22 protein-coding genes and 1 other annotated feature are annotated in these 22,426 nt (G+C 51.1%); of the genes, 17 read left to right on the top strand and 5 right to left on the bottom strand.

Annotated elements, in window-relative coordinates; genetic code table 11:
- Positions 1 to 5: 5 nt before the first annotated feature.
- Positions 6 to 911 (bottom strand): DNA ligase, encoded by a 906-nt coding sequence (locus tag GYMC10_RS26255; RefSeq protein ID WP_015737299.1) that lies wholly within the window; start codon positions 909 to 911, stop codon positions 6 to 8.
- Positions 912 to 917: 6 nt separating this feature from the next.
- On the bottom strand, positions 918 to 1,847 hold the full coding sequence (locus tag GYMC10_RS26250) for a Ku protein (RefSeq protein WP_015737298.1): 930 nt from the start codon (positions 1,845 to 1,847) through the stop codon (positions 918 to 920).
- A gap of 396 nt (positions 1,848 to 2,243) precedes the next feature.
- Between GYMC10_RS26250 and GYMC10_RS26245 the strand changes: the two genes are divergently transcribed.
- From GYMC10_RS26245 to GYMC10_RS26215, 7 genes are all read left to right on the top strand, one after another.
- Positions 2,244 to 2,531, top strand: coding sequence for a hypothetical protein (locus GYMC10_RS26245; RefSeq protein WP_015737297.1), 288 nt, complete (start codon positions 2,244 to 2,246; stop codon positions 2,529 to 2,531).
- 3 nt (positions 2,532 to 2,534) lie between these two features.
- The gene (locus tag GYMC10_RS26240; protein ID WP_015737296.1) at positions 2,535 to 2,717 is read left to right on the top strand and encodes an H-type small acid-soluble spore protein; all 183 of its coding nucleotides are present in this window, start codon (positions 2,535 to 2,537) and stop codon (positions 2,715 to 2,717) included.
- A gap of 320 nt (positions 2,718 to 3,037) precedes the next feature.
- The gene (gene tsaE / locus GYMC10_RS26235) at positions 3,038 to 3,508 is read left to right on the top strand and encodes a tRNA (adenosine(37)-N6)-threonylcarbamoyltransferase complex ATPase subunit type 1 TsaE (protein ID WP_015737295.1); all 471 of its coding nucleotides are present in this window, start codon (positions 3,038 to 3,040) and stop codon (positions 3,506 to 3,508) included.
- Complete coding sequence (gene tsaB / locus GYMC10_RS26230; protein ID WP_015737294.1) at positions 3,495 to 4,286, top strand: tRNA (adenosine(37)-N6)-threonylcarbamoyltransferase complex dimerization subunit type 1 TsaB; 792 nt, start codon at positions 3,495 to 3,497, stop codon at positions 4,284 to 4,286. The genes tsaE and tsaB overlap by 14 nt, the downstream gene beginning before the upstream one ends.
- Positions 4,287 to 4,305: 19 nt before the next feature.
- Positions 4,306 to 4,830, top strand: coding sequence for a ribosomal protein S18-alanine N-acetyltransferase (gene rimI, locus GYMC10_RS26225; RefSeq protein WP_015737293.1), 525 nt, complete (start codon positions 4,306 to 4,308; stop codon positions 4,828 to 4,830).
- A complete protein-coding gene (gene tsaD, locus GYMC10_RS26220) occupies positions 4,827 to 5,870 on the top strand; it encodes a tRNA (adenosine(37)-N6)-threonylcarbamoyltransferase complex transferase subunit TsaD (RefSeq protein ID WP_015737292.1) in 1,044 nt (347 codons plus the stop codon). The genes rimI and tsaD overlap by 4 nt, the downstream gene beginning before the upstream one ends.
- A 524-nt stretch (positions 5,871 to 6,394) precedes the next feature.
- Positions 6,395 to 6,733: a binding site (T-box leader), on the top strand.
- Positions 6,734 to 6,897: 164 nt separating this feature from the next.
- Positions 6,898 to 8,421: a 2-isopropylmalate synthase gene (locus GYMC10_RS26215; RefSeq protein ID WP_015737290.1), complete on the top strand. Its 1,524-nt coding sequence runs from the start codon at positions 6,898 to 6,900 to the stop codon at positions 8,419 to 8,421.
- 455 nt (positions 8,422 to 8,876) lie between these two features.
- On the opposite strand, the gene GYMC10_RS26210 is transcribed toward GYMC10_RS26215, so the two are convergent.
- On the bottom strand, positions 8,877 to 10,829 hold the full coding sequence (locus tag GYMC10_RS26210) for an ABC-F family ATP-binding cassette domain-containing protein (protein WP_015737289.1): 1,953 nt from the start codon (positions 10,827 to 10,829) through the stop codon (positions 8,877 to 8,879).
- A 286-nt stretch (positions 10,830 to 11,115) separates the two neighbouring features.
- Between GYMC10_RS26210 and GYMC10_RS26205 the strand changes: the two genes are divergently transcribed.
- From GYMC10_RS26205 to tatC, 5 genes are all read left to right on the top strand, one after another.
- Positions 11,116 to 11,763 (top strand): 5-formyltetrahydrofolate cyclo-ligase, encoded by a 648-nt coding sequence (locus GYMC10_RS26205; protein WP_015737288.1) that lies wholly within the window; start codon positions 11,116 to 11,118, stop codon positions 11,761 to 11,763.
- Between the two features lie 3 nt (positions 11,764 to 11,766).
- A complete protein-coding gene (gene moaC / locus GYMC10_RS26200) occupies positions 11,767 to 12,243 on the top strand; it encodes a cyclic pyranopterin monophosphate synthase MoaC (protein ID WP_009593966.1) in 477 nt (158 codons plus the stop codon).
- A 44-nt stretch (positions 12,244 to 12,287) separates the two neighbouring features.
- Entirely contained in the window at positions 12,288 to 12,779 is a 492-nt protein-coding gene (locus GYMC10_RS26195) for a molybdenum cofactor biosynthesis protein B (protein WP_009593970.1), read from the top strand.
- Positions 12,780 to 12,998: 219 nt separating this feature from the next.
- Complete coding sequence (locus GYMC10_RS26190) at positions 12,999 to 13,235, top strand: twin-arginine translocase TatA/TatE family subunit (protein ID WP_009593973.1); 237 nt, start codon at positions 12,999 to 13,001, stop codon at positions 13,233 to 13,235.
- A gap of 78 nt (positions 13,236 to 13,313) precedes the next feature.
- Entirely contained in the window at positions 13,314 to 14,087 is a 774-nt protein-coding gene (gene tatC / locus GYMC10_RS26185) for a twin-arginine translocase subunit TatC (RefSeq protein ID WP_015737287.1), read from the top strand.
- Positions 14,088 to 14,259: 172 nt separating this feature from the next.
- On the opposite strand, the gene GYMC10_RS26180 is transcribed toward tatC, so the two are convergent.
- On the bottom strand, positions 14,260 to 15,075 hold the full coding sequence (locus GYMC10_RS26180) for a WYL domain-containing protein (protein WP_015737286.1): 816 nt from the start codon (positions 15,073 to 15,075) through the stop codon (positions 14,260 to 14,262).
- On the bottom strand, positions 15,044 to 16,375 hold the full coding sequence (locus tag GYMC10_RS26175) for a helix-turn-helix transcriptional regulator (RefSeq protein ID WP_015737285.1): 1,332 nt from the start codon (positions 16,373 to 16,375) through the stop codon (positions 15,044 to 15,046). Before GYMC10_RS26175 ends, GYMC10_RS26180 begins: the two co-directional genes overlap by 32 nt.
- Positions 16,376 to 16,647: 272 nt before the next feature.
- Between GYMC10_RS26175 and GYMC10_RS26170 the strand changes: the two genes are divergently transcribed.
- The 5 genes from GYMC10_RS26170 to GYMC10_RS26150 all read left to right on the top strand — a co-directional run bounded on the left by GYMC10_RS26170 (position 16,648) and on the right by GYMC10_RS26150 (position 22,285).
- The gene (locus GYMC10_RS26170) at positions 16,648 to 17,466 is read left to right on the top strand and encodes a nucleotidyltransferase domain-containing protein (RefSeq protein WP_015737284.1); all 819 of its coding nucleotides are present in this window, start codon (positions 16,648 to 16,650) and stop codon (positions 17,464 to 17,466) included.
- Positions 17,467 to 17,856: 390 nt separating this feature from the next.
- The gene (gene groES, locus GYMC10_RS26165; RefSeq protein WP_006212454.1) at positions 17,857 to 18,138 is read left to right on the top strand and encodes a co-chaperone GroES; all 282 of its coding nucleotides are present in this window, start codon (positions 17,857 to 17,859) and stop codon (positions 18,136 to 18,138) included.
- Positions 18,139 to 18,199: 61 nt separating this feature from the next.
- A complete protein-coding gene (groL, locus tag GYMC10_RS26160) occupies positions 18,200 to 19,828 on the top strand; it encodes a chaperonin GroEL (protein ID WP_009593977.1) in 1,629 nt (542 codons plus the stop codon).
- Between the two features lie 658 nt (positions 19,829 to 20,486).
- Positions 20,487 to 20,927 carry a NucA/NucB deoxyribonuclease domain-containing protein gene (locus GYMC10_RS26155; RefSeq protein WP_015737282.1) on the top strand — a complete coding sequence of 147 codons (441 nt, stop codon included), beginning with the start codon at positions 20,487 to 20,489 and terminating at the stop codon, positions 20,925 to 20,927.
- 719 nt (positions 20,928 to 21,646) lie between these two features.
- Positions 21,647 to 22,285, top strand: a complete 639-nt coding sequence (locus GYMC10_RS26150) for an HD domain-containing protein (protein WP_015737281.1) — start codon at positions 21,647 to 21,649, stop codon at positions 22,283 to 22,285.
- Positions 22,286 to 22,426 lie beyond the last annotated feature (141 nt).

Raw genomic sequence — 22,426 nt, 5'->3', positions numbered from 1 at the left:
ATGGTTTACACCCCCTCAATCGATACGAGTTTGGGATGGCGCATCATGCCATCCTGGCTCCACTCGAGAAATGTGACCTGGACTGATAAAGGCTGGTTAAGCCAGGCCAGCTGTTCTTTCTTCAGGTCGGTATGGAGCGTTCTCCATATCGCGTCAGCACGATGGCTTTCGGCATATTGCAGCAGTTTCTTCTTCGTTTGCTCATTGAGCCCCAGGGAAGCCCGGCCGATGTAGTTCCCATCGTCGTCTGCGATGACGAGGCTGGCTACGCGACCTTCCCTGATGATCATGGCGACGGCGGAGGCAGCCATGTTCACGGCAATTTTCTTTTTGTACCAATCCCGATGCTTTTTGCCCTCACGGTATGGCGAGGAGAGGCGCTTCATGACAATGCCCTCCCAACCGCGCTGTTCCGCCCAGTCCCATAACGGTTCGCCTTCAAGAAACAGATCGGCGGTCAGCAGGCCCGGAATGTCGGAAACCGTCTCCTTGAGACGATGATGACGTTCCAGATAAGGCAGCTTGCGCAAGTCCTCGTCGCCGTCCACCAAGATATCGAACAGCACATAAGTAAACAGAGGAGCGCTCGTACTGACCGTACGCGAACGCTCCCGCTGGAGAACCTTCTGAAAGACGGGGCGGCCAAGCTCCGGATGAAAATACACGACCTCGCCATCCAGGAGAAGACGCCGATCCTGCAGGACGGATAATGCCTGAACGACTTCGGGGTACAGGGATGTTTTGTCGAGCAGCTTGCGGGAATACAGGGATACGCGGTTCTGGTCAAGCCCGGCCAGAATGCGTACGCCATCCCATTTCAGCTGATAACCCCAATCTTCGCCCGTCGTAATCTGATCCGTCGAGATCGGAGCCATCGGCTCTTTCGGCAGCAAATTTTGCAACTGTCCCATGCGGCTTTAGGATGGGGAATCGGATTTCTTGGATTTGGTCGCCCGGCGTTTCGGCTTCGGTGCATCCGCGTCAGCTTCCCCGCCGCTGACCTTGGCTGCAGGCTCTTTGGCAGCGGTCTTCCGGGTCGTTTTACGCGGCTTCGGCTTGGTGCCCGGGTCCGTTCCGATCGGCTTGACGGCCTCGATGCTGGCCTGAAGGGCCGCCATCAGATCCACGACGTTGGTCTCCTGACGGGCAGGGGCAATCTTGATCTCTTCGCCGGACACTTTGCTGTTGATCAGGTCCAGCAGGCGTTCGCGATAATCATCCGTATATTTTTCAGGGTCAAAGGGAGTCGACAACTGATCAATCAGCAGTTTGGCCATATCCAGCTCCTTGGCGTTGACCTCGGTTCGCTCAGGCAAATTCGGGACCTGCGAAATCGGCCGGATTTCATCCGGGTAGAAAATCGTCTCGATCGACAGGCATTCATCCAGCACGCGAATCGCAGCCAAACTGCTCTTGGAGCGAATGGCAATTTTGGCGATGCCGATTTTGCCGGACTGTTTCATCGCTTCCAGCAGCAGCCGGTATGCATTGGCACCTGCTTGATCCGGCGAGAGATAGTAGGTCTTCTGGAAGTAGATCGGATCGATCTCGGTCAGATCGACAAAGTCCAGAATGGTGATGTTTTTACTGTTCGCTTCGGCGAGCTGCTCCAGCTCTTCTTTTTCGAACAACACGAATTTCCCCTTCTCGTACTCATAGCCCTTCGTAATCTCCTCCCAGGCAACCTCCTCTTCACATACCGGACATTTGCGGATGTAGGAGAGCGGGCTGCCGCACTCCTTGTGAATGTACCGCATCGAAATATCCTTGTCTTCCGTAGCCGAGAACATCTTCACCGGCACGTGCACCAGACCAAAGCTGATTGCGCCCTTCCAAACCGTATGCATTCTATGAAACCTCCTATCAATATCTAATATGTTTTGGGTATGACCGTGTAGTAAACGTTATAAACGACGACTATAATTTTTTGAACTACCTCTAGTAGTGCGTGTTCAAAAAGGTCGGTTTTCAGCACCGAGAAGGTTGGATGAAGCTAGGGACGTCAGGAGCGGAGCGTACGTTTTGGGTACGTGAGCACCGGAAGGCCCGGCTGAATTCAAGATTCGATGCCGAGCTGCTTCCTGATTCGCTTCGTGATCAAAAGCGGACTTTTTGAACTACCTCTATTAGTGTGCCCAAAAAAAGACTCTAGTATGAGTTATAGCTCAGGATTGCATAATTAGAACCTGTTTGTGGCATATTGACGATGAACGCTGCCTGTAAAAGGAGGTAATTTTCTCAAGATGGAGTCTAGAGAAACCGAAACGTCGGAAGAGATACAGAAGGACAGAGCCTCGGACCATTCCGCATCCGAACCGGTGAACGGCGACATGGTGGATTGGAACAGCCTGACCTCGGAGGAGAGCGAGATCTCTCGGGAATCTACCATGTTCGATATTGACCGGATGATTAACGAAGGCCTTGGCGGAGGCAATGTCACGATGGATAACGGACTGATCGGCCCGTCTACCACCGACACGATGGAGGTCGTGGACGAATCGCCAAGAGAACCGGAAGAAGGAGGATCATAACGTATGGAGATGCAGCGCGCCGTGGAGATTTTTAACTCCAAGGATACCTACAAGGTGAACCTGGAAGGGGAGCCTGTCTGGATCGAGCAGATCGATCCGCAGAACGGGATGGCTACCGTTCAGGTTGGTTCCCGTCCGACCAATACGCTGACGGTGAATGTGGACCGGCTAAAGGAAGGCGAGTAGCCTGATTAAAGGGGCTTAGCTTCCTTGCAGAAGCTTGAAATGGCATGAAAACACACCTTGTTCGGGGTTCCGTACTGTCGGAAACCGGATAAGGTGTGTTTGGTTTGCGTATATTTTACCGTTAACGCAGCCCTCTGAAAAATAATTGGATATCATCCATCGGCAGATCAGGAGTTTCCAACGCGGCGAAATGGCCGCCCCGGTTCTTGCAGCGGATTGGGAGGACCGATATAATGAAGATCAAGCATTTTGAGATATGGGCAAACTAAATAAAGGGTGGGTTATCAGTGAATAATGGCCGTACGGAGGGCCGGTTTCGAATGACTTCAAGCAGTCTGGAGGAGACGGAGCAGCTTGCTGCTTGGCTGGCCGCGAGGGCGGAGCCGGGGACCGTCATCGGTCTGGACGGGGATCTTGGAGCAGGAAAAACGGCATTCTCCCAACAATTTGCACGGCATCTTGGGGTGAACGGGGTTGTGAATAGTCCGACGTTTACCATTATTAAAGAATATGAGGGGCGTCTGCCCCTCTACCATATGGATGTATACCGCTTGTCGGTCGATGAGGCGGATGAGCTTGGGCTGGACGAATATTTTTATGGTGACGGGGTTTGTCTCGTGGAATGGAGCAGCCTGATCACCGAGCTTATGCCTGAGCAGTATCTTCATATCCAGCTAGAAACGACGGGCGAAACGAACCGGATCATCACACTTTCAAGCCAGGGCGGGCCTTATGGCGAGTGGTGCCGGGATTTGAATGAAAAATGGGGTAGCATGAATGAACAACAATGACAAAAAGCCGCAGCAGCGGTTTTTGGCGCTGGATACGTCAACGGCTTCGCTGGCGGTATCCGTGATGGAGCAGGACAAGCTGCTGTCGGAGGTTAACACGAATGCGGACCGCAACCACTCGGTGCACCTGCACCCCGTGATGGATCAGGCGCTTGCGGAAGCCGGCATCGGCATGGACCAGGTAGACGGCATTGCCGTAGGAGTGGGCCCGGGTTCCTATACGGGCATCCGCATAGCGGTGACCGCAGCCAAAACATTGGCATGGGCCAATCAGCTTCCGGTCGTCGGGGTATCCAGCCTGCATGCTTTGGCATGGGGGGGCTTGAAATCCGGATGGAGCGAGACGGCGGCAGAAAAGGGAGTCCACTGGGTCGTTCCGCTGCTGGATGCCAGACGGGGACAAGTGTATACGGCATTGTTCGCTGCCGATTCAAAACGCCAAGCGGAAGCGCCGGTACGTATGGAGACGGACGGCATCCGCCTGATGCAGTCCTGGGTGGAAGCCATAGAGGAACGAATCAGCAAGCTGCCTGAAGAGGAGCGCCCGGTCTGCATATGGTTTATCGGGGAAGTGGAGCTTCATGCGGAGGCCGCTCGCGGGCTTGAGCCGTGGTTTGGAGACAGGCTCCGGATTCATCCGTACTCGCTGGAGGGCCGCTGGATGGGGTATCTGGGAGCAGCCAGATTACTCGCCGGGGAAGCGGATGCTGTGCATACCTTGGTGCCCAATTATACACAGCTTTCCGAAGCGGAAGCGAACCTGCTGCGCAAGCGGTGAAGGGAGCGTAGGATTCGTTATGGACGAGCAGAAGAAGCCGGCAGACGGTGAAGAAGGTTTGTCCTTCCGGCTGATGACCCTGGAGGATATACCGGAGGTTCTCGAGGTGGAGCGCGAAGCGTTTACCGTGCCCTGGACCGAGGAAGCTTTTCACAATGAGCTGAAACTGAATCATTTTGCGCGTTATATGATTATGGAATACGAAGGCCGAACCGTAGGGTATGCCGGTATGTGGACGATCGTGGATGAAGCGCACGTCACGAATATTGCCCTGCTGGAGCAGTATCGCGGACGCAAGTGGGGCGATCGGCTGCTGTCGGAACTGATGAAGACCGCTGCCTATATGGGGATGGAGAAAATGACGCTCGAGGTTCGGGTATCCAATCACGTTGCCCAGCGTTTATATATCAAAAAAGGGTTTAAACCAGCCGGTGTCCGGAAGGGGTATTATTCCGATAACCAGGAAGACGCACTCATCATGTGGGCAGATCTGCCCCCTTATCGGGAGGACGATGGCGAGGAAGGAAGTCAAAGGCTATCATGAAGGATGAAAAAATAGACCGGCAGCACAGCTGCATTTTGGCGATAGAAACGAGCTGCGATGAAACCTCGGTTGCCGTCGTAAAGGATGGCTGCGAGGTATTGTCCAGCGTCATTGCCAGCCAGATTGAAACGCATAAAGCATTCGGTGGGGTGGTGCCCGAGGTGGCCTCCCGTAAGCATGTGGAGAGCATTACGTTAATTATTGAGCAGGCCGTAGCCGAGGCCGGGATCGAAATGAAGGATTTGTCGGCGATCGCCGTCACGCAGGGCCCCGGTTTGGTCGGAGCGCTTCTCGTGGGCGTCATGGCGGCCAAAAGCCTGGCCTTTGCGCTGGGCAAGCCGCTGATCGGCACGCATCATATTGCGGGTCATATTTACGCAAATCGCTTTGTGGGCGACATCGCCTATCCTTGCATGGCGCTGGTTGTTTCCGGCGGCCATACCGAGCTGGTCTACATGAAAGAAGAGGGCAGCTTTGAGTTAATCGGCAGGACGCGGGATGATGCGGTTGGCGAAGCGTACGACAAGGTGGCAAGGGCGCTTGGATTCCCGTATCCCGGAGGCCCACATGTCGACCGAATGGCCTTGGAAGCCGAGGAAGTCGTGGATCTTCCCCGCGTATGGCTGGAGCCGGATTCTTATGACTTTAGCTTCAGCGGTTTGAAATCGGCTGTATTAAATGTCGTCAATCAGAGCAAAATGCGTGGAGAGGACGTTCGGACGGAAGCGATAGCCCGGGGCTTTCAGGAATCCGTCGTGGAGGTGCTTGTGGAGAAGGCGGTTCGCGCGGTCAAAGCATACGATGCCAAACAGCTGCTGCTGTGCGGGGGCGTAGCCGCCAATCGCGGACTTCGTCAAGCATTGTCCGAGCGGTGCGGGCAGGAAGGAATCCCGCTGACGATCCCGCCATTTCAATATTGCACCGATAACGGAGCGATGATTGCGGCCGCGGCGCATTTGAAATGGAAGCGGGAGAGCTTTACGCCGCTGGATATGAAGGCTGATCCGCAAATGTCGCTGGAATATTGGGCGGAACATTAAGCTAAAGCTTCTTGACACGTCTGTGGTCCAGAACGTATAATCATGATCAAATTCCAGAATGTTGAAACGCAAAGAACAGGACCAGTAAGGTGAACCTTGGATGAAGAGAGCTGCGGGACGGTGCAACGCAGACGACAGGAGCCTGAACTCACCTGGGAGCGGAGCAGGGGAACCTCGCGCAATGAAATGCCTCTAAGGCATAGATGACATTGCGGAGCTTGACCTTGCTACGGGATGGCCTCCGTGAGAACGGCTGCGCACAAATCCTTTGTGATTTGGCGATGGAGGGGGCTTTAAGGTCCGGGTTTGCAATGGACCTAGGATTTAAAGTCAACAAGAGTGGTACCGCGATAGGATAGCCTGTCGTCTCTTGCATAAGAGATGGCAGGCTTTTTTGCATGTTGAGGCAGCTTGGAACTCGGATCAGGAAGAAGGCGTATAACAACGAAGCAGCGCTTAAAGAGTTAAAGATACCCGGTAAAGGGAGCCGGATATCATGTGGTATTTGCATAACAGCATAACGTATAAACGCGATGAACGGGAGCAGTAGAAGGGAGCTGTCTACAGAGAGCTGCGGTTTTGGTGCAACGCAGCGGCAGCAAGCTTCGAATCTCGCCCGGGAGCGGAAGAGGGAACGTCTGCAGGTCGGATGATTTGATCGACCCGGATCGAATGCCAAGAATGCAGATAGGACTCTCTTACGGCGTTCCTCCGTCATCGGGAAGTCCATTCTCTTCATGACCCGGCCGGCATGAGGAGATCATGGACGGTGAGTGGACACGTGCGTGCGTTAGCATCGCTGAACAGCATGGCGTGTCAATTAGAGTGGTACCACGGAGGGTCTTTAGCCCGTCGTCTCTTATGATATAAGAGATGGCGGGCTTTTTTGCTGCAGGCAGCAGCAGGGTGGGAAGCGGACGCAAGTCGACGTGCGGACGTGCATTGAACATAACCAGTTGGATAGAACAACAGAATCCAATCGAATGAAAATCAGGGTTGTACCCTAACGAAGGAGGAATATCGGAAGATGAATGAATCCAAGAGAACGATCCGAATTTTCGATACGACATTGCGGGACGGAGAACAGGCACCAGGGGCAAGTCTCCAGCCCGAGCAGAAGATGGTGCTGGCCGGAAAACTGGCGGAATTGGGCGTTGACGTGATGGAGCCCGGCTTTCCGGTGTCCAGTCCCGGAGAGTTCGCCGCTGTGCAGGCCATTTCAAGGCAGCTGCAGCAGGTGGAGATTTGCGGGTTCGCGCGAGCGGTAAAAGGGGATATTGATGCGGCCGTCAAGGCAACCCAGGATGCGGCGAGAAGGCGGATTCACCTGTTTATATCCTCTTCCGACATCCATCTTCGCCACCAGCTGCGCATGAGCCGTCCGGAAGTCGTGGCAAGGGCGCGTGAAATGACGGCTTATGCGAGGCAATTCAGCGATGTGGTGGAATTCACGGCGATGGATGCTTCCCGAACGGGCATCGACGACCTGATCGAGATGGTGGAGGCCGTTATCGAAGAGGGAGCCACGATCATCAATCTGCCGGATACGGTCGGATATGCGCTTCCGAACGAATACGGCGAGATGTTCCGGCGGGTGCGGGAAGGCGCCCGAGGCGGGAAGAGGGTCGCCTACAGTGCCCACTGCCATAACGATCTCGGTCTAGCCGTGGCCAACAGCCTGGCCGCGATCGAGAACGGCGCGAGTCAAATTGAGGTCACCGTGAACGGGGTGGGCGAACGTACAGGCAACTGCGCGCTGGAAGAGCTTGTCATGGCTCTATCTACCCGGGGCGACATGCTGCGGGGAGAGACGGGCATTACGGCCGAGAAGCTGTACGAGGTATCCCGCCTCGTCAGCGGTGCGATGCATTTTCCGATCGCCTTCAATAAGCCCGTGGTCGGCCGGAACGCCTTCCAGCATGAATCCGGCATTCACCAGGACGGTCTTCTGAAGGATCGTAGCACCTACGAGATTATGGATCCGGAGAAGCTGGGCATTCCGCGGAGCATGATCGTACTGGGCAAGCACTCCGGCCGCCATGCTCTGAAGGACCGCTTGGCCCGTTACGGTGTCCGGCTCGAGGGAGCCGAGATGGAATCCTTGTACGATACCTTCAAGGAAACGGCTGACCGTCAAAAGGTGGTCAGCGATGATCAGCTGCTGCAGATGGTCAGCCGCACATTGGGCAAGCCGGCACAGGTGTACGAACTGGCCGAGGCGCAGGTCATTTCCGGCACGGGAAGCAGCAGGGTTGCCGCGGTTACGCTGCGCCAATTGAGCGAGCAGACGGAAGCCACCTACTCCAGCGTGGCGGACGGTCCCGTGCAAGCCGTCATATCGGCGATCAGCCAAGGAATCAGCAGCGACATCCGGTTTGGCGATCTGGAGCTGCATTCTTTAAGCAGCGGCGAGGACGCGCATGCCGAAGCGGCGGTAACGGTGGAGAAGGCCGGCAAGATCTTCCGCGGCACGGCCGTTCACCAGGATATCGTCATGGCCGCAGGCTTGGCATACGTTGCGGCATGCAACTCGGCGTTAATGTCGGTTTAGGCATCGAAGCGATTAAGGGACCTCAGCGTGCTTACATTTACTTAAGATTGGCACAAGCGACCTTCCACCCGGAACGGGGAAGGTCGCTTTTTTCCAAAATAATAAAAGGTAGGCCCTATATAGGAGCTAAATATATAGAACATCAAACTCTGTCAAGTTGTGAACAACGTTATCCACATATTCGCCGAAAAATGTGCATAACCGAGAAAAATGTCGATAAATCGGTCTTTTGCAAGAAGCTGAAAAGAGGGGACAGGATTTTCAAATTTCCCGGTGGAAACTGTGGATAATGTGAATAACTTAGTGGATAAAGCTGGATATAGGACCGGGGATCCGCGTATAACAACAAAAAAATGGCCATTTCGGCCATTTTCATGATAAACTTATGCACCATTCCTGGGGATAAGTTTGTGTATAAACGTAAATCTTCATTTGAAACACTTTTGTGAATTTTTTTAGGCTTCCAGCAATGACTCCCATTCGGCAAATATTTGCTCAAGCTGACTCTTTTTCTCCTCTAACGACTGCTGCCGTTCTTGGAGCGCCATATAATCCTGATAGATCTCCGGCAAGGTCATTTCGGTTTCCAATTGGGTAATGTCCGATTCCAGGACATGAATTTGCTCCTCCAAGCTTGCAAGCCTGCGCTGACGGTTTCGTTCCTCCCGTTTCGCCTGCTTCTCGGCTTCGAAGGAAACGGCCCCTTGCTTCTCAGGCAGAGCCTCGGCTTTCCCTTCCTGTTTCAGGGTGTGGCGGGCAAACGGCTCGGATGGCTCGTTGTCCATATCAAGAATTTCCTGCTTTTTCTCCGTATAGTCGTCATAATTACCCAGGAAATGTTGAATGCCGTCCGGATGAAGCTCGATGATGCGTTCCGCCATTTTATTAAGGAAGTAACGGTCATGGGATATGAACAATAAAGTGCCCTCGTAATCCATGAGTGCCGATTCCAGCACCTCTTTCGCAAACAAGTCAAGATGGTTCGTCGGTTCGTCCAAGATGAGCATGTTGGCTTCCAGAAGCATGAGCTTGGCAAGCGAGACGCGTGCTTTTTCCCCGCCGCTTAAGGAGCTGATCTTCTTGAGGACATCTTCGCCGCTGAAGAGGAAATTGCCCAGAACGGTACGAATGCGGGCTTCCTCCATATGCGGATAGGTGCCCCACAGCTCTTCCAGGACGGTGTTGCTTGGGTTCAGCTCGGATTGCTCCTGATCGTAATAGCCGATCTTCACTTTTGTACCCCATTGCAGTGACCCCGCCGTCGGCTTCATGGTACCGATCAAGCATTTCAGGAGCGTCGATTTGCCCACCCCGTTGGGTCCGATCAAAGCTACGGTTTCCCCGCGGCTGAGATCAAAGGAAACTTGCCGAAACAGCGGTTTGTCCTGCTCGAACGCAAGCGACAGATCACGTACGTGAAGGACGTCTTTCCCTGACATATACTCGGCTTCAAAAGAAAAATGAGCTTTCTTGAGATCGCCCAGCGGTTTGTCGAGCCGCTCCATTTTATCCAGCGCTTTGCGGCGGCTCTGCGCACGCTTGGTCGTAGAGGCCCGTACCAGATTTCGCTGAATGAAGTTCTCCATGCGGGAAATCTCATCCTGCTGCTTCTCGTATTGCTTCAGCTGGGATTCGTATTCGGCTGCTTTCAGCTCAATGTACCGGCTGTAGTTGCCGGTATATTTTTTGGAATGGCAGCGTTCGATCTCCACGATGGTGGTCACGAGCCGATCCAGGAAATACCGGTCATGGGATACGACGAGCAGCGAGCCGGAATAACCGCGCAAATAATCCTCCAGCCAGGTGAGGGTTGCGATATCCAGATGGTTCGTCGGTTCGTCCAGCATCAGCAGGTCGGGTGCTTGCAGCAGTATTTTTGCAAGGGCCAGCCTTGTCTTCTGCCCGCCGCTTAACGTGGCAATGGACGTATCCGGCGAAAAGCTGCCGAATCCCATGCCGTGCAGCACGCTGCGTATGCGTGTTTCGATCTCATATCCGCCTTGATCCTTGAACCAGTCCGAGCGGACCGCATAACGATCCAAAAGCTCCTGGTATTTCTTCGGATCTTCGCTCGACTTGGGGTCGGCGATTTGCTCCTCCATCTGACGAAGCTCACGCTCCATCTCCAGCAGGGGAGTAAAGACATCCAGCATCTCGTTCCATATGGAGGAATCGGACTGAAGCCCGCTGTTCTGGGCAAGATAACCGACGGTGGTTTCCTTGGCTTTGAAGATTTGTCCGCCATCATAGGACATCTCGCCGGCCAAAATTTTAAGCAGCGTCGATTTCCCGGCTCCATTGACTCCGACGAGGCCGATTCTTTCGCGTTCAAGGACTTGCAGATTGATCCCGTCCAGGACGGGCGTAACGCCATATAATTTCGTAATGCCATTGGCTTGCAGCAGCATGTTATGTGAAACCTCCATCTTTCTATATGATTCTTCCATTAATTCTTCATTATAAGAAAAAACGACTTCCGACGTACATGCTCCGACAGAACGCGCGTAGACGCTGTTTTATGGCAATCTGAATGATCGCGTGCTTTGGAGTTTATGTGTTTCTTCTATCTTAAATTAAGTGTACATGAAAATGACCGAACAATCGACCATGATTGGCGACTTCCGTCATTCTTGGCTAAAGGAAGGAACAGTGGTAAACTAAACTTAATTATAAGCGTGAGAGGAAAGATCACGTGTGAACCCTGAGGAATATTTGAAGCGGGCATCCGCAAAAGCCGCCCTGCGCAAAACGATGGCATTGCGAAGGGACGAGTTATCAGAGGAAGAGCGGGCCAAGCGGTCGAAGCAAGCCTGCGCGTTTGCTGCGGAGGTCATGGACCGTCTCCATCTTCAGAGCATGATGATTTATGTTCCCTTTCGTTCCGAGCTGGATTCCCGGCCTCTTATCGAATGGGCATGGAAGCAGGGGATCCAGGTTATCGTTCCACGGAGCTTGACCCAAGACCGTTCGATGGAATTGTATAAGCTTCAGGCATGGGACGAGCTGGTTTCCGGCGCTTACGGCATTTCGGAGCCTGATCCGTTGCGGTCGCAAAAATGGAATCATCCGGGACCGGATATCGTCTGGGTCCCCGGGCTTGCGTTTGACAGAATGGGCGGAAGGCTTGGATACGGAGGCGGTTATTACGACCGGCTGTCGGACAGGCTTAACCAGGGAGCACAAGCCGACGCTCGTCGGATCAAGAAGCCCTTGTGGGTGGGGATCGGTTACGAGGTTCAGGTCTTGGAACAAGTTCCTATGGAAGAACATGATAGGGTATTGGACGGTTTGGTTACGGAACAGGGGCATAACGTGAAGACCAGACCTGCAGCGGAGGGATAAGAGATGGAACTGAGTCATTTTAATGACCAAGGCAGAGCACGAATGGTGGATGTCAGTGATAAGGATGTAACCGCCCGGACAGCGGTAGCGAAGACAACGGTCCGTATGCATCCGGATACGCTGGCCCGCATCCAGGAGGGGAAGATCGGCAAGGGAGATGTGCTTGCCGTGGCACAGGTTGCGGCCATTATGGCGGCCAAGAACACGTCGAACTGGATTCCGATGTGTCATCCGCTGCCGTTGACCGGCGTGAACGTGGCGTTCAGCGATAACGCCAAAGACGAGTTATATATAGAAACGACCGTGAAAACCACAGGCAAAACCGGTGTTGAAATGGAAGCTTTGACAGCTGCTTCAGCCGCTGCGCTTACGGTCTATGACATGTGCAAGGCCCTGCAGAAAGACATGATCATCGGCCCGACCCTGCTGGTAAGCAAAACCGGCGGCAAGAGCGGGGATTACATACAAGAAACGACATAGCATAGATACAGGAGATTCGGACGAGTGGGAAGGAGAGAGGGCAGATGGTGTGGAAAACGGCGATCCTGACGGCGAGCGATAAAGGCTCGCGGGGGGAACGCGAGGATACGAGCGCTCAAGTGATCCGGGAATTGGTGGAGGAAGAGCTAAGCGGTGAAATCATCGAATACCGGATCGTACCGGACGAGCAGGACGAAATTATCGCGGCATTGATCGAGCTTACGGATTATTATCAAGTGGACCTTGTCCTCACGACAGGCGGTACGGAGCTGGCGGTGCGGGATGTTACGCCCGAGGCGACCAAGCGGGTCATCGAACGCGAAGTGCCCGGCATTGCGGAAGCGATGCGTGCTACCGTTATGCAGAAGAATCGGAGCGCGATGCTGTTTCGGGGCGTATGCGGCGTCCGCGGCCGTACCTTGATTGTCAATCTCCCGGGCTCTCCCAAAGGCGTGCACGAGAATCTGGCCGCGGTCATGGATCAGCTTCCGGAGGCACTGTTGATGGTAACGGGCCAGTATCGCGAGCAGCTCTAACGAGTACCTTATTAGATAATTATGTAAATAAACTGTCACGTTTCTGGACTGTATATGTGATTTACATTATGGTATGATGGCGGTATATGAGCTTGTTTCACTGCTGGAGTCGGATGATTTTCTTTAGTTAAAAACCTGTTGCAGCTGCAAGGCATGATGGATTAATGTCATCCTGAAGTCCTTTTGAAGGCATTAAGCAGGACGAGGAGGAGAACAGATATGAGTACAATTGGAGTGCCGGGCATTATTTTGCTCGTTATTTTGGCGCTGCTCTTGTTCGGACCGAACAAACTTCCTGAACTGGGACGTGCGGTCGGAAGAACATTCCGTGAGTTTAAGGACGGTGCGCGGGAGATTATCGCTGACGATGCACCGGCGAAGAAGAAAGAAGAGGCTCCCCAGCAAGCCGTTGCCGCTGAGCCAGCTAAGATTGAAGACAAGCGTCTTCCGGAATAGAATTAAAGCAAGGCTTGAAGTCCCTTCCTTCGGGAGGGATTTTGTTTTGTCAGGGTCACATACAGGGTGGTGGTTAACTTGTCGGAGCAAGTGAAAGATATGGCGCTTGTGGAGCATTTGGGCGAGCTTCGCAAACGAATTATAATCGTGCTCGTGGTATTCGTAGCAGGACTGGTCGGGGGGCTTTTCGTTGCGGACCCGATCTATCATTATTTGACGGCGGCCGAAGAAGCCAAGAACTTTGAGCTGCATGCCTTCTCTTTTTGGGATGGCATCGGAATCTACATGAAAATCGCCGCCATTTTCTCGCTCGTCATTTCCGTTCCGCTGATCTTCTATCAGCTCTGGGCGTTCGTCAAGCCGGGGCTGCGCAAAGAAGAACAGAAAGCGGCCATACGTTACGTGCCGTATGCGTTTGTTCTGTTCATCGTCGGGATCACGTTTGGTTATTACATCGTATTTCCGATGACGCTGTCGTTTACCACGGCGATCACGCAGGGCATGGGGCTTCAGGAAACCTACGGCATTACCAATTACTTGAATTTTATGTTCAATCTCGTATTGCCGCTGGCTCTGCTGTTTGAGCTGCCGCTTGTGGTGATGTTCTTAACGAGAATTCGCATTCTGAATCCGCTGCGGCTTCGCAAGATGCGCAAGGTCGCGTATTTCGCGCTGGTCTTTATCGCGGTCGTCATCACGCCGCCGGACTTTATATCGGATTTCCTGGTCACGATTCCGCTGCTGCTTCTATACGAATTCAGCGTGTTTCTGTCTTCCGTGATCTATCGCAAGCAATTAGAGGCGGACATGGAACGGGACAGCCGCTATGTAAGGGCAGACGAAGAGGACTGACCGTATTGTTTTTTGCAAAATAAGAGATCCTTTAAGAATAAAAATGACCCGCAAACTTCACTCCTCGGGAGTATGGTTTGCGGGTTGTTTTTTGTCCAATGAATGATGGATTAGAAATTAGTGTTCATCATTGCCTCAGTCTTCTTTATGGGAATCATGTCAGGGCGGCGTCCTAACCTTCATCTTGCGCATATCTCGCCAGAGCCAGCGCTGCGGTTTCTTGCATTCGGGCCTGCAGCGTGCTTCCTTCCACGACTTTCACCCTCAGGCCGAGAAAGCGAATGCGCGAGAGCAGAAATTCGCACTCACCCTCCAAATAGCAGACCTGAATGCGGTAGGTATCGGAAGCTTCATCATAATGCACCGTTTTGTCAAAGCAGGAAAAGGCGTAAAGGATCCGCGACAATTCCCCGTTGTACCGCCGGTGGATTTCAATGATCGCTTGCTTTTTCTGTTTTTCCATCAGCTTTTGCAGCCGTTCCTTTATGCGATCGATCCGGAAGGAGGGGAGCGAAGTCCCTTGTATATATAAAATATGATCGAGTTTCGTGTACATGAGTCCTCTACGGCTTTTGCTGTACCAGATCAGCATCCATTCCCGTTTGATCATGGAGTACACCAGTTTGTAAGGGAAACCGGACTGATTGCTGCGCGCTTCTCCATGTTTTGTGCGGTAGCTTAGGCGAAAGCCCTGATCCTGCATGATCATTCTGCGCAAGGTTCGAAGATGCGGATGGTAAACGCTTCGTTCCTGTCCCTTGGCTTTCTCCAGAATGATCCCTTTCATCTCGGCACCGCTATGCTCCATGTGGAGGAGCTCCTTGAGCCGGTCCAAGGTGCCGGGCGTAAAGGCGTTTGCCGCCTCGGGGTGCACCAGCATCATTTTCAGCCATCCCCGTTCCTGAGCGGTAATGGCAATCGAGTCGGTTTCCTCAAGCCTTGTTATGATCTGGTAGTTAAATATCTTCTCGAATGGATTCTGGCTCATAATAAGCGGCAATCTCCTTCCATTCCTTAATGAACTCCTGCCGAAGGGAGCGTGGCTGGAGCACCTCGCAGCTGGAGCCGAAGCTGCGGAGCCAAGGCTTAATTTCGCTGGTGCCGTTCACTTCAATTTCGTATAAGAACGAGCTCTCGGATTCCATGGTAACGGTCCCCCATTGCCCTTGCGCCTTAACCCGGTTCAGCACGAAATTCACTTTGCTGCCCTCCGGGTTAAAGAATCTGGCCACGACCTTGGTGGGATTACGGGTATCGGTAACCCAGCTGTGCTCGAATTCGGCCAGCGTTTCCATGAGTCGCTGTTGGAATACTTCTTCTTCAACCACTTCGCCTTCTTCGATTTGAGTCAATCCTTCCATGCGAAACTTCATGAGGCCCTGTCTGCCGTTATGACCGATCAGGTACCAACGGCCGTATTGATGGTCATAGATCACGCGCAGCGGCAACACCGTTTCCCGAAGCCCTCTGGATTCCCTATGGAACAGCGGATTCGTGTTTCGGGAAGCATAGCGTGAAGAGCTTTTTGGCGATAAATACAGGAAACGGAGCCTCGCCCTTTTGGAGATCGCCTGAAAAATGGTGTGCAGATGCGCCTCATCCAATATGCGTGAATGGTAATGATACTTATAAATATAGGCCGGGACCGAGTGTGCGGCGATGTCACGATTGCGCAGGGCCCTCTTTAAATTGTCTCGAAGCATATACCCCTGAACAGAGGGGAGCTGCGTGTTCGACATGACGTCCACATAATCGTAGAGATCAAGAAGCTCGTCATCCGACAACGAATCGATGAGGTCACGGGCGCCCCTGTAACGGTACGGCCGTTCTGCGCCTGTCTTCACGATGACTCCGACTTCTTCCAGGTATTTGAGATCCCCGCGTATCGTCTTCTCATCGGGCAGTGTTTCTCCGTCCGGGAATTGATCGCCGCAGCGTTCGATGAGTTCCTTCGCGGTTAACTGCTGATGCTGCAGCTGGGTGAGGATCATGGATAGCCTCAAGCTTTCCGATGCTTTGAGCGATTTGCCGCGGAACAGCAGCAGCAGGAGCGGATCAGCGGTTTCATAGTATGAATAGCGCAGACCTTCGGAGAGGGTAAGACTTTGTTCTTCGGAGAGCTGCGGCTGAAGCGATTCAATCATATTTTTTAAATTTCGGAGCGTTTTGTCATAGGTATGTACTGAAATGCCAAGGCGATCAGCCAGTTGTTGCCGGTTGTATGCGCCGCCGGCCAGCGCCAGAATACGAAGAAATTGGATTTCTTTATCGAAGCTTTCCCGAGCCATGGCGCCCTCCTTCAAATCATATAGTAGATCGCACGTGATCCAGTCTGTAACTATTGTAGCAAGGATAGGGAACCGCATAAAGGAGGGATATTGTAACACCTTCATATGGTCGACAGCCAATCCAAGCATGCCCCGGACCACGCACCGTTCGCACAGGGAGCAGTACTCGTTTTGTTATCGCCATACTTTTGCCCTGTTGAAATCGGAACGCATGGAAGACAATAAGGATATCGGAAATTTACACGGCAACTACAGAAGGAGAGATTCCGGATATGAATATAACGCAGGAAATGAAATCGACGATTCAACAAGAACTTGAGCGGATTGAGCGGGAGGAAGGGGTCCTAATCCTGTATGCCTGCGAATCAGGCAGCAGGGCCTGGGGGTTCCCGTCGACGGACAGCGATTACGACGTAAGGTTTATCTATATCAGACCCGTGGAGTGGTATTTATCGATCTTCGACAAGCGAGATGTGATTGAGCGGCCAATCAACGACAGGCTGGATATGAGCGGTTGGGATTTGAAAAAAGCATTGGGGCTTTTTCGCAAGTCGAATCCGCCCCTGCTTGAATGGCTGGAGTCCCCCATCAAGTATAAGGAGACGCTTGGCATCGCCCAGCAAATCCGAAGCATATCTCCGCTTGCGTTCTCGCCTAAATCATGCATGCACCACTACCTGAACATGGCAAAAGGCAACTACCGGATGTATTTGCAAGGGGGAGACGTTAAGATCAAAAAATATTTCTATGTACTGCGTCCGATCCTGGCATGCGACTGGATTCAAACCTACAACGAAATGCCTCCCATGGAATTCGAGCTGCTTACGGATCGCTTATTAGATCAAGGAAGTGCGCTGAAACAGGAGATTGATCAATTGCTTCTTCGCAAACGTTCGGGTGAAGAGATGAATATTGAACCGAAGCTTCCTATCATTAACGCATTCATTGAAGAGAAATTGAACGAATATGAGCAGTTGACCAAGGATAAGAAGCATCAAGATACGGATCTGGACCAAAGCTTGGATGCTTTGTTTCGGAACGCGCTGGTTGAAGCCTGGGGAGCCGGCGGACCGCAGTTATTCACGGTTTGACGAAAGGAGAGGGCCAATTTGGCAATTATACAGCTCACATCAACGAATCCGCAGTTTTATGAAAGAATGAAACCTTTTTGCGGAAGGGCATGCTTTGGGCTGTTTTGTTCTGCCGAATGATGATTAGATCTATGGTTCCATTCGTGTAGTGTTCCTAAAGCCACAGGCATATTTTGGCTGGTCATGGATACAATGGTGAAGGGGGTTTAGGGACAACCTCTCCCTAAGTCCGGATTGCAAAAAAATGATCAAAAATTCATGCAAAGGACTTGAAATTTTAAGACAACTTGAGTATCATAAAATTGGTTGTTAGCACTGAGGGTTGTCGAGTGCTAATACATAAAGCTTTGAAAAAAGCATCACAACATATTTAAAGGAGGCTATTTTTTCATGATCAGACCTTTAGGTGAACGCGTATTGGTAGAACCGATCGAACAAGAAGAAACTACGGCATTCGGGATTGTACTTCCTGACTCTGCTAAAGAAAAGCCGCAAGAAGGTAAAGTTATTGCTGTAGGCAGCGGCTCCCTGAAAGACGGCGCACGTGTACCTTTGGAAGTTAAAGAAGGCGACCGCGTTATTTTCTCCAAATACGCTGGAACAGAAATCAAATACGAAGGTAAAGAATATTTGATTATGAAAGAAAGCGACATCCACGCGATCTTAGGCTAATGAATGCCTGAATATATCCTGTTTTACCATTCCATAATCCACTAGGGAGGTATGTAATACCATGGCAAAAGACATTAAGTTCAGTGAAGACGCCCGTCGCTCCATGCTTCGCGGTGTAGATGCTTTGGCAAATGCAGTTAAAGTAACGCTCGGACCGAAAGGCCGTAACGTGGTTCTTGAGAAAAAATTCGGAAGCCCGCTCATCACGAATGACGGCGTAACCATCGCTAAAGAAATCGAGCTGGAAGATGCATTCGAGAACATGGGTGCTCAGCTAGTTAAAGAAGTAGCTACCAAAACCAACGATGTTGCCGGTGACGGTACAACAACGGCAACGGTTCTGGCACAAGCCATGATCCGTGAAGGTCTGAAGAACGTTACAGCTGGCGCAAACCCAATGATCATCCGCAAGGGTATCGACAAAGCGGTTAAAGCAGCCGTAACCGAGCTTGCGAATATCGCGAAAGAAGTGAAAAACCATCAGGAGATCGCTCAAGTCGCTTCCGTATCCGCAGCTGACGAAGAAGTAGGTCAACTGATTGCAGAAGCAATGGACAAAGTGGGTAAAGACGGCGTTATCACCGTTGAAGAATCCCGCGGCTTCTTGACGGAGCTTGAAGTAGTAGAAGGTATGCAATTCGACCGCGGCTACATCTCTCCATACATGATCACCGATACGGATAAAATGGAAGCCGTTCTTGAGAATCCATACATCCTGATTACCGATAAAAAAGTAACCAACACGCAAGAGATCCTGCCGATCCTTGAAAAAATCGTACAGCAAGGCAAACCGCTCGTACTGATCGCGGAAGACATCGAAGGCGAAGCGCAAGCGATGCTGATCGTGAACAAACTGCGCGGAACGTTCAACGCTGTTGCTGTTAAAGCTCCTGGCTTCGGCGACCGTCGCAAAGCCATGCTGCAAGATATCGCTGCATTGACTGGCGGCCAAGTGATTACGGAAGAGCTCGGCCTCGACCTGAAAACGGCTTCCATCGATCAATTGGGTACCGCTCGTCAAGTGCGCGTAACCAAAGAGAACACGATCATCGTGGATGGCGCTGGCAACAAGGAAGATATCGATGCTCGCGTGAAGCAAATCCGCAACCAATTGGAAGAAACGACTTCCGATTTCGACAAAGAGAAACTGCAAGAGCGTCTGGCTAAATTGGCTGGCGGCGTAGCGGTTATCAAAGTCGGTGCGGCTACTGAGACGGAATTGAAAGAACGCAAACTGCGCATCGAAGATGCCCTGAACGCAACTCGCGCTGCGGTTGAAGAAGGTATGGTATCCGGTGGTGGTACAGCGCTCGTTAACGTATACAACGCTGTTGCTGCAGTTCAAGTTGAAGGCGACGAGAAAACAGGCGTGAACATCGTTCTGCGCGCTCTGGAAGAGCCAATCCGCACGATTGCAGCTAACGCTGGCCAAGAAGGTTCCGTCATCGTAGAGCGTCTGAAAAAAGAAGAGATCGGCATCGGCTACAACGCGGCTACCGATACTTGGGTGAACATGTTCGAAGCAGGTATCGTTGACCCTGCCAAAGTAACGCGTTCCGCTCTTCAAAACGCTGCATCCGTTGCGGCCATGTTCCTGACAACCGAAGCGGTTATCGCTGACAAGCCAGAACCAGAAAAACCAGCTATGCCTGACATGGGCGGCATGGGCGGAATGGGCGGCATGATGTAAGTAAGGCCTTAAAAACCTTAATACCGCTATTTAAAAGGCTCCCGAGAGGGAGCCTTTTATTATAAAATCACGCGAGCATACTAATATGTGTGGGGCTACCCCCATAGATAAAGGCGAGAATGACACGCTCGGCAGCATGAGGGCGTAACTCTTCTCGCCTTATTGTTATCTTATTCTATTATTAATCTTCGTCTCTCCTCATTTGGTAGTGGTGGTGAAAGTGGTGATGATGATGGTGGTGATGATGGATCATATGATGGCCTGACGGGTGACTATATGGATGAAAATGTGGGTGATGGTCATGCTCATGGCCGTAATGATAAGGCTGTGGTTCCCTTTGTTGATTACCTTGAATGCTATGGCTTTGTTGATTCATTTTGGTCTTCTCCCTTTCATCATGAGATAGTGCATATTATGTGTACAAATGAATAGTGACACTTGACCTAAATAAATTGGGCGATCCATATAAGTATTAAAATAATGAGCAATAAACAGGGAGGAACGACGACATGCCAAGACAGCGACAATTACAGAGAAGTGATTTACAAATATATGCCAACTTGCTTATACTAAAAAAAGTAAACTGAAGGCATCGGTAAGAAAATCCCTGCTGGCCTATGCTGGCAGGGGTTTTTCTTTGAATGGGGGAGCAATTTGTATGAAAAAGTTATTCATGAAATTTGGAACAGTGGTCTTATCTTTATTACTGGTTTGGTTGGTCCTTAATTATTTTCCGGAGTTAGATGACAGTGATGTAAACCCACCAATACCGGGTACCGTTGTCGAATTAGAGTTTCCAGCGGATAAATATCCTGAGACGGCGGATCACATAAAAAAGGCCATTGAATCCGGCCATTCCGATATTTGTACCATTGATCGAACTGGTGCAGAGGATAACAGGAGTTCTTCACTAAAGGGAATCCCTACGAAAAAAGGATATGATCGCGATGAGTGGCCGATGGCCATGTGTGCCGAAGGAGGAGACGGTGCAAGTATCGAATACATAGATCCATCTGACAATCGAGGAGCAGGCAGCTGGGTAGGTAACTATTTGGAGGGATACCCGGACGGTACCCAAGTACATTTCATTTTTAGATAGCAAAAAAAGCCTACTAGCTAATGCTAGTAGGTTCTTTTTTTATGTTTAGCCGTATTAATCGACTCACATGCTTTACTTCAACTAATGGCACCCAGACTGGCCCATAAACACTCCGCATCTTTAAGCGATCTGTACAAGAATCCGGTATGCCTTGTAATACTTCGCCATTGGTAAGGTATACGGTTACGCTTTGCTTCTCTCGAATGGCTATTTTTAGTTCTTTATTCCACATCTGATTGATCACGCACCCATGACAATAGTAATAATGTCAGTATATCAGAGGTAGGTAAAATTTACTACAATGCATTGAACACGCGGCAGTTGCAAATTCCATTACGACTAGAAGTGTAGCTGCAAGACTAACAGCCCATACTATGGCAGAGGCAGTTGTTGATGGCATTACAACAGCTATGATCGATAACTTACTTGCAGGTAAATCATCAGGCATGAATGCAATCGAAAAATACTATGATATCGAAACGGGCGCGCGTGTTGCGTATATCTTCAGAGTAGTTTCGGTGTCATCATGACCACGCACACTGCACGATTGTAATGAAATCAGCTTCTGCCATCTGCGAGCATACTAATATGTGCGTGTCTTATTATGCGTATAATCTATGATAATCATAGAAATGATAATATTGATGAATGATTATAAGGGGCATAGAATGGAGTTCGTAAGCAACAAGCCGACTCTAAAAATGTAAGGAGTGTCCATCATGTCACATGTAGTTGCAGAAATCCAAATACCGGACAGCACGTTGGCAAAAGCAGCCGCAGAGTTGCTTCGTGAGCACGGAAACGATTTACTGTGGAATCATTCCCACCGGGTATATCTATTTGGTGCACTTATGGGAAAACGAAACAATGTAAAATATGATTTAGAACTGCTGTATATCAGCGCTTTGTTCCACGACTTAGGACTTACCAAGCACTACAGCAGTCCAGATAAACGTTTTGAGGTGGACGGAGCTAACGCAGCACGTGATTTTTTACGAAGTTATGGAGTGCCAGAAGAATCTGCTCGGCTCGTATGGGATGCGGTCGCCTTGCATACAACTATTGGAATAGCCCAGTATAAAGAACCGGAAGTTGCCTTGATTAACTCTGGCGTTAGCTATGACGTTGTTGGGGAAAATTTTGATGCATTTACCGAAGATGTGCGAAACCAAGTAACGTTGGCATATCCGCGTAATGGATTTAAGAACAAGATTTTACCAGCGTTTCTTGAGGGGTTTGCTCACAAACCGGAAACGACCTACGGCAATATCAAGGCAGATGTATGCGCTCGGTTACTCCCGGGCTTCAAACGCAAAGATTTTTGCGATAGTGTACTTCATTCGCCATGGCACGAATAAGTTTTTTGGCGAAGCGATTCATGGATAAGCTGCACATCTTAACAATCCCCTTCGGATAGAAGTCGGGGATTGTTTTGTTAATGAAAATAAATTATCTATAATACATGCTGAATATGAAACAAATCGTTGATAAAGAAGAAT

The organism is Paenibacillus sp. Y412MC10, from assembly GCF_000024685.1.
Taxonomy (GTDB): Bacteria; Bacillota; Bacilli; order Paenibacillales; family Paenibacillaceae; genus Paenibacillus_AQ; species Paenibacillus_AQ lautus_A.
This window is presented reverse-complemented; position numbering and strand designations above follow the sequence as displayed.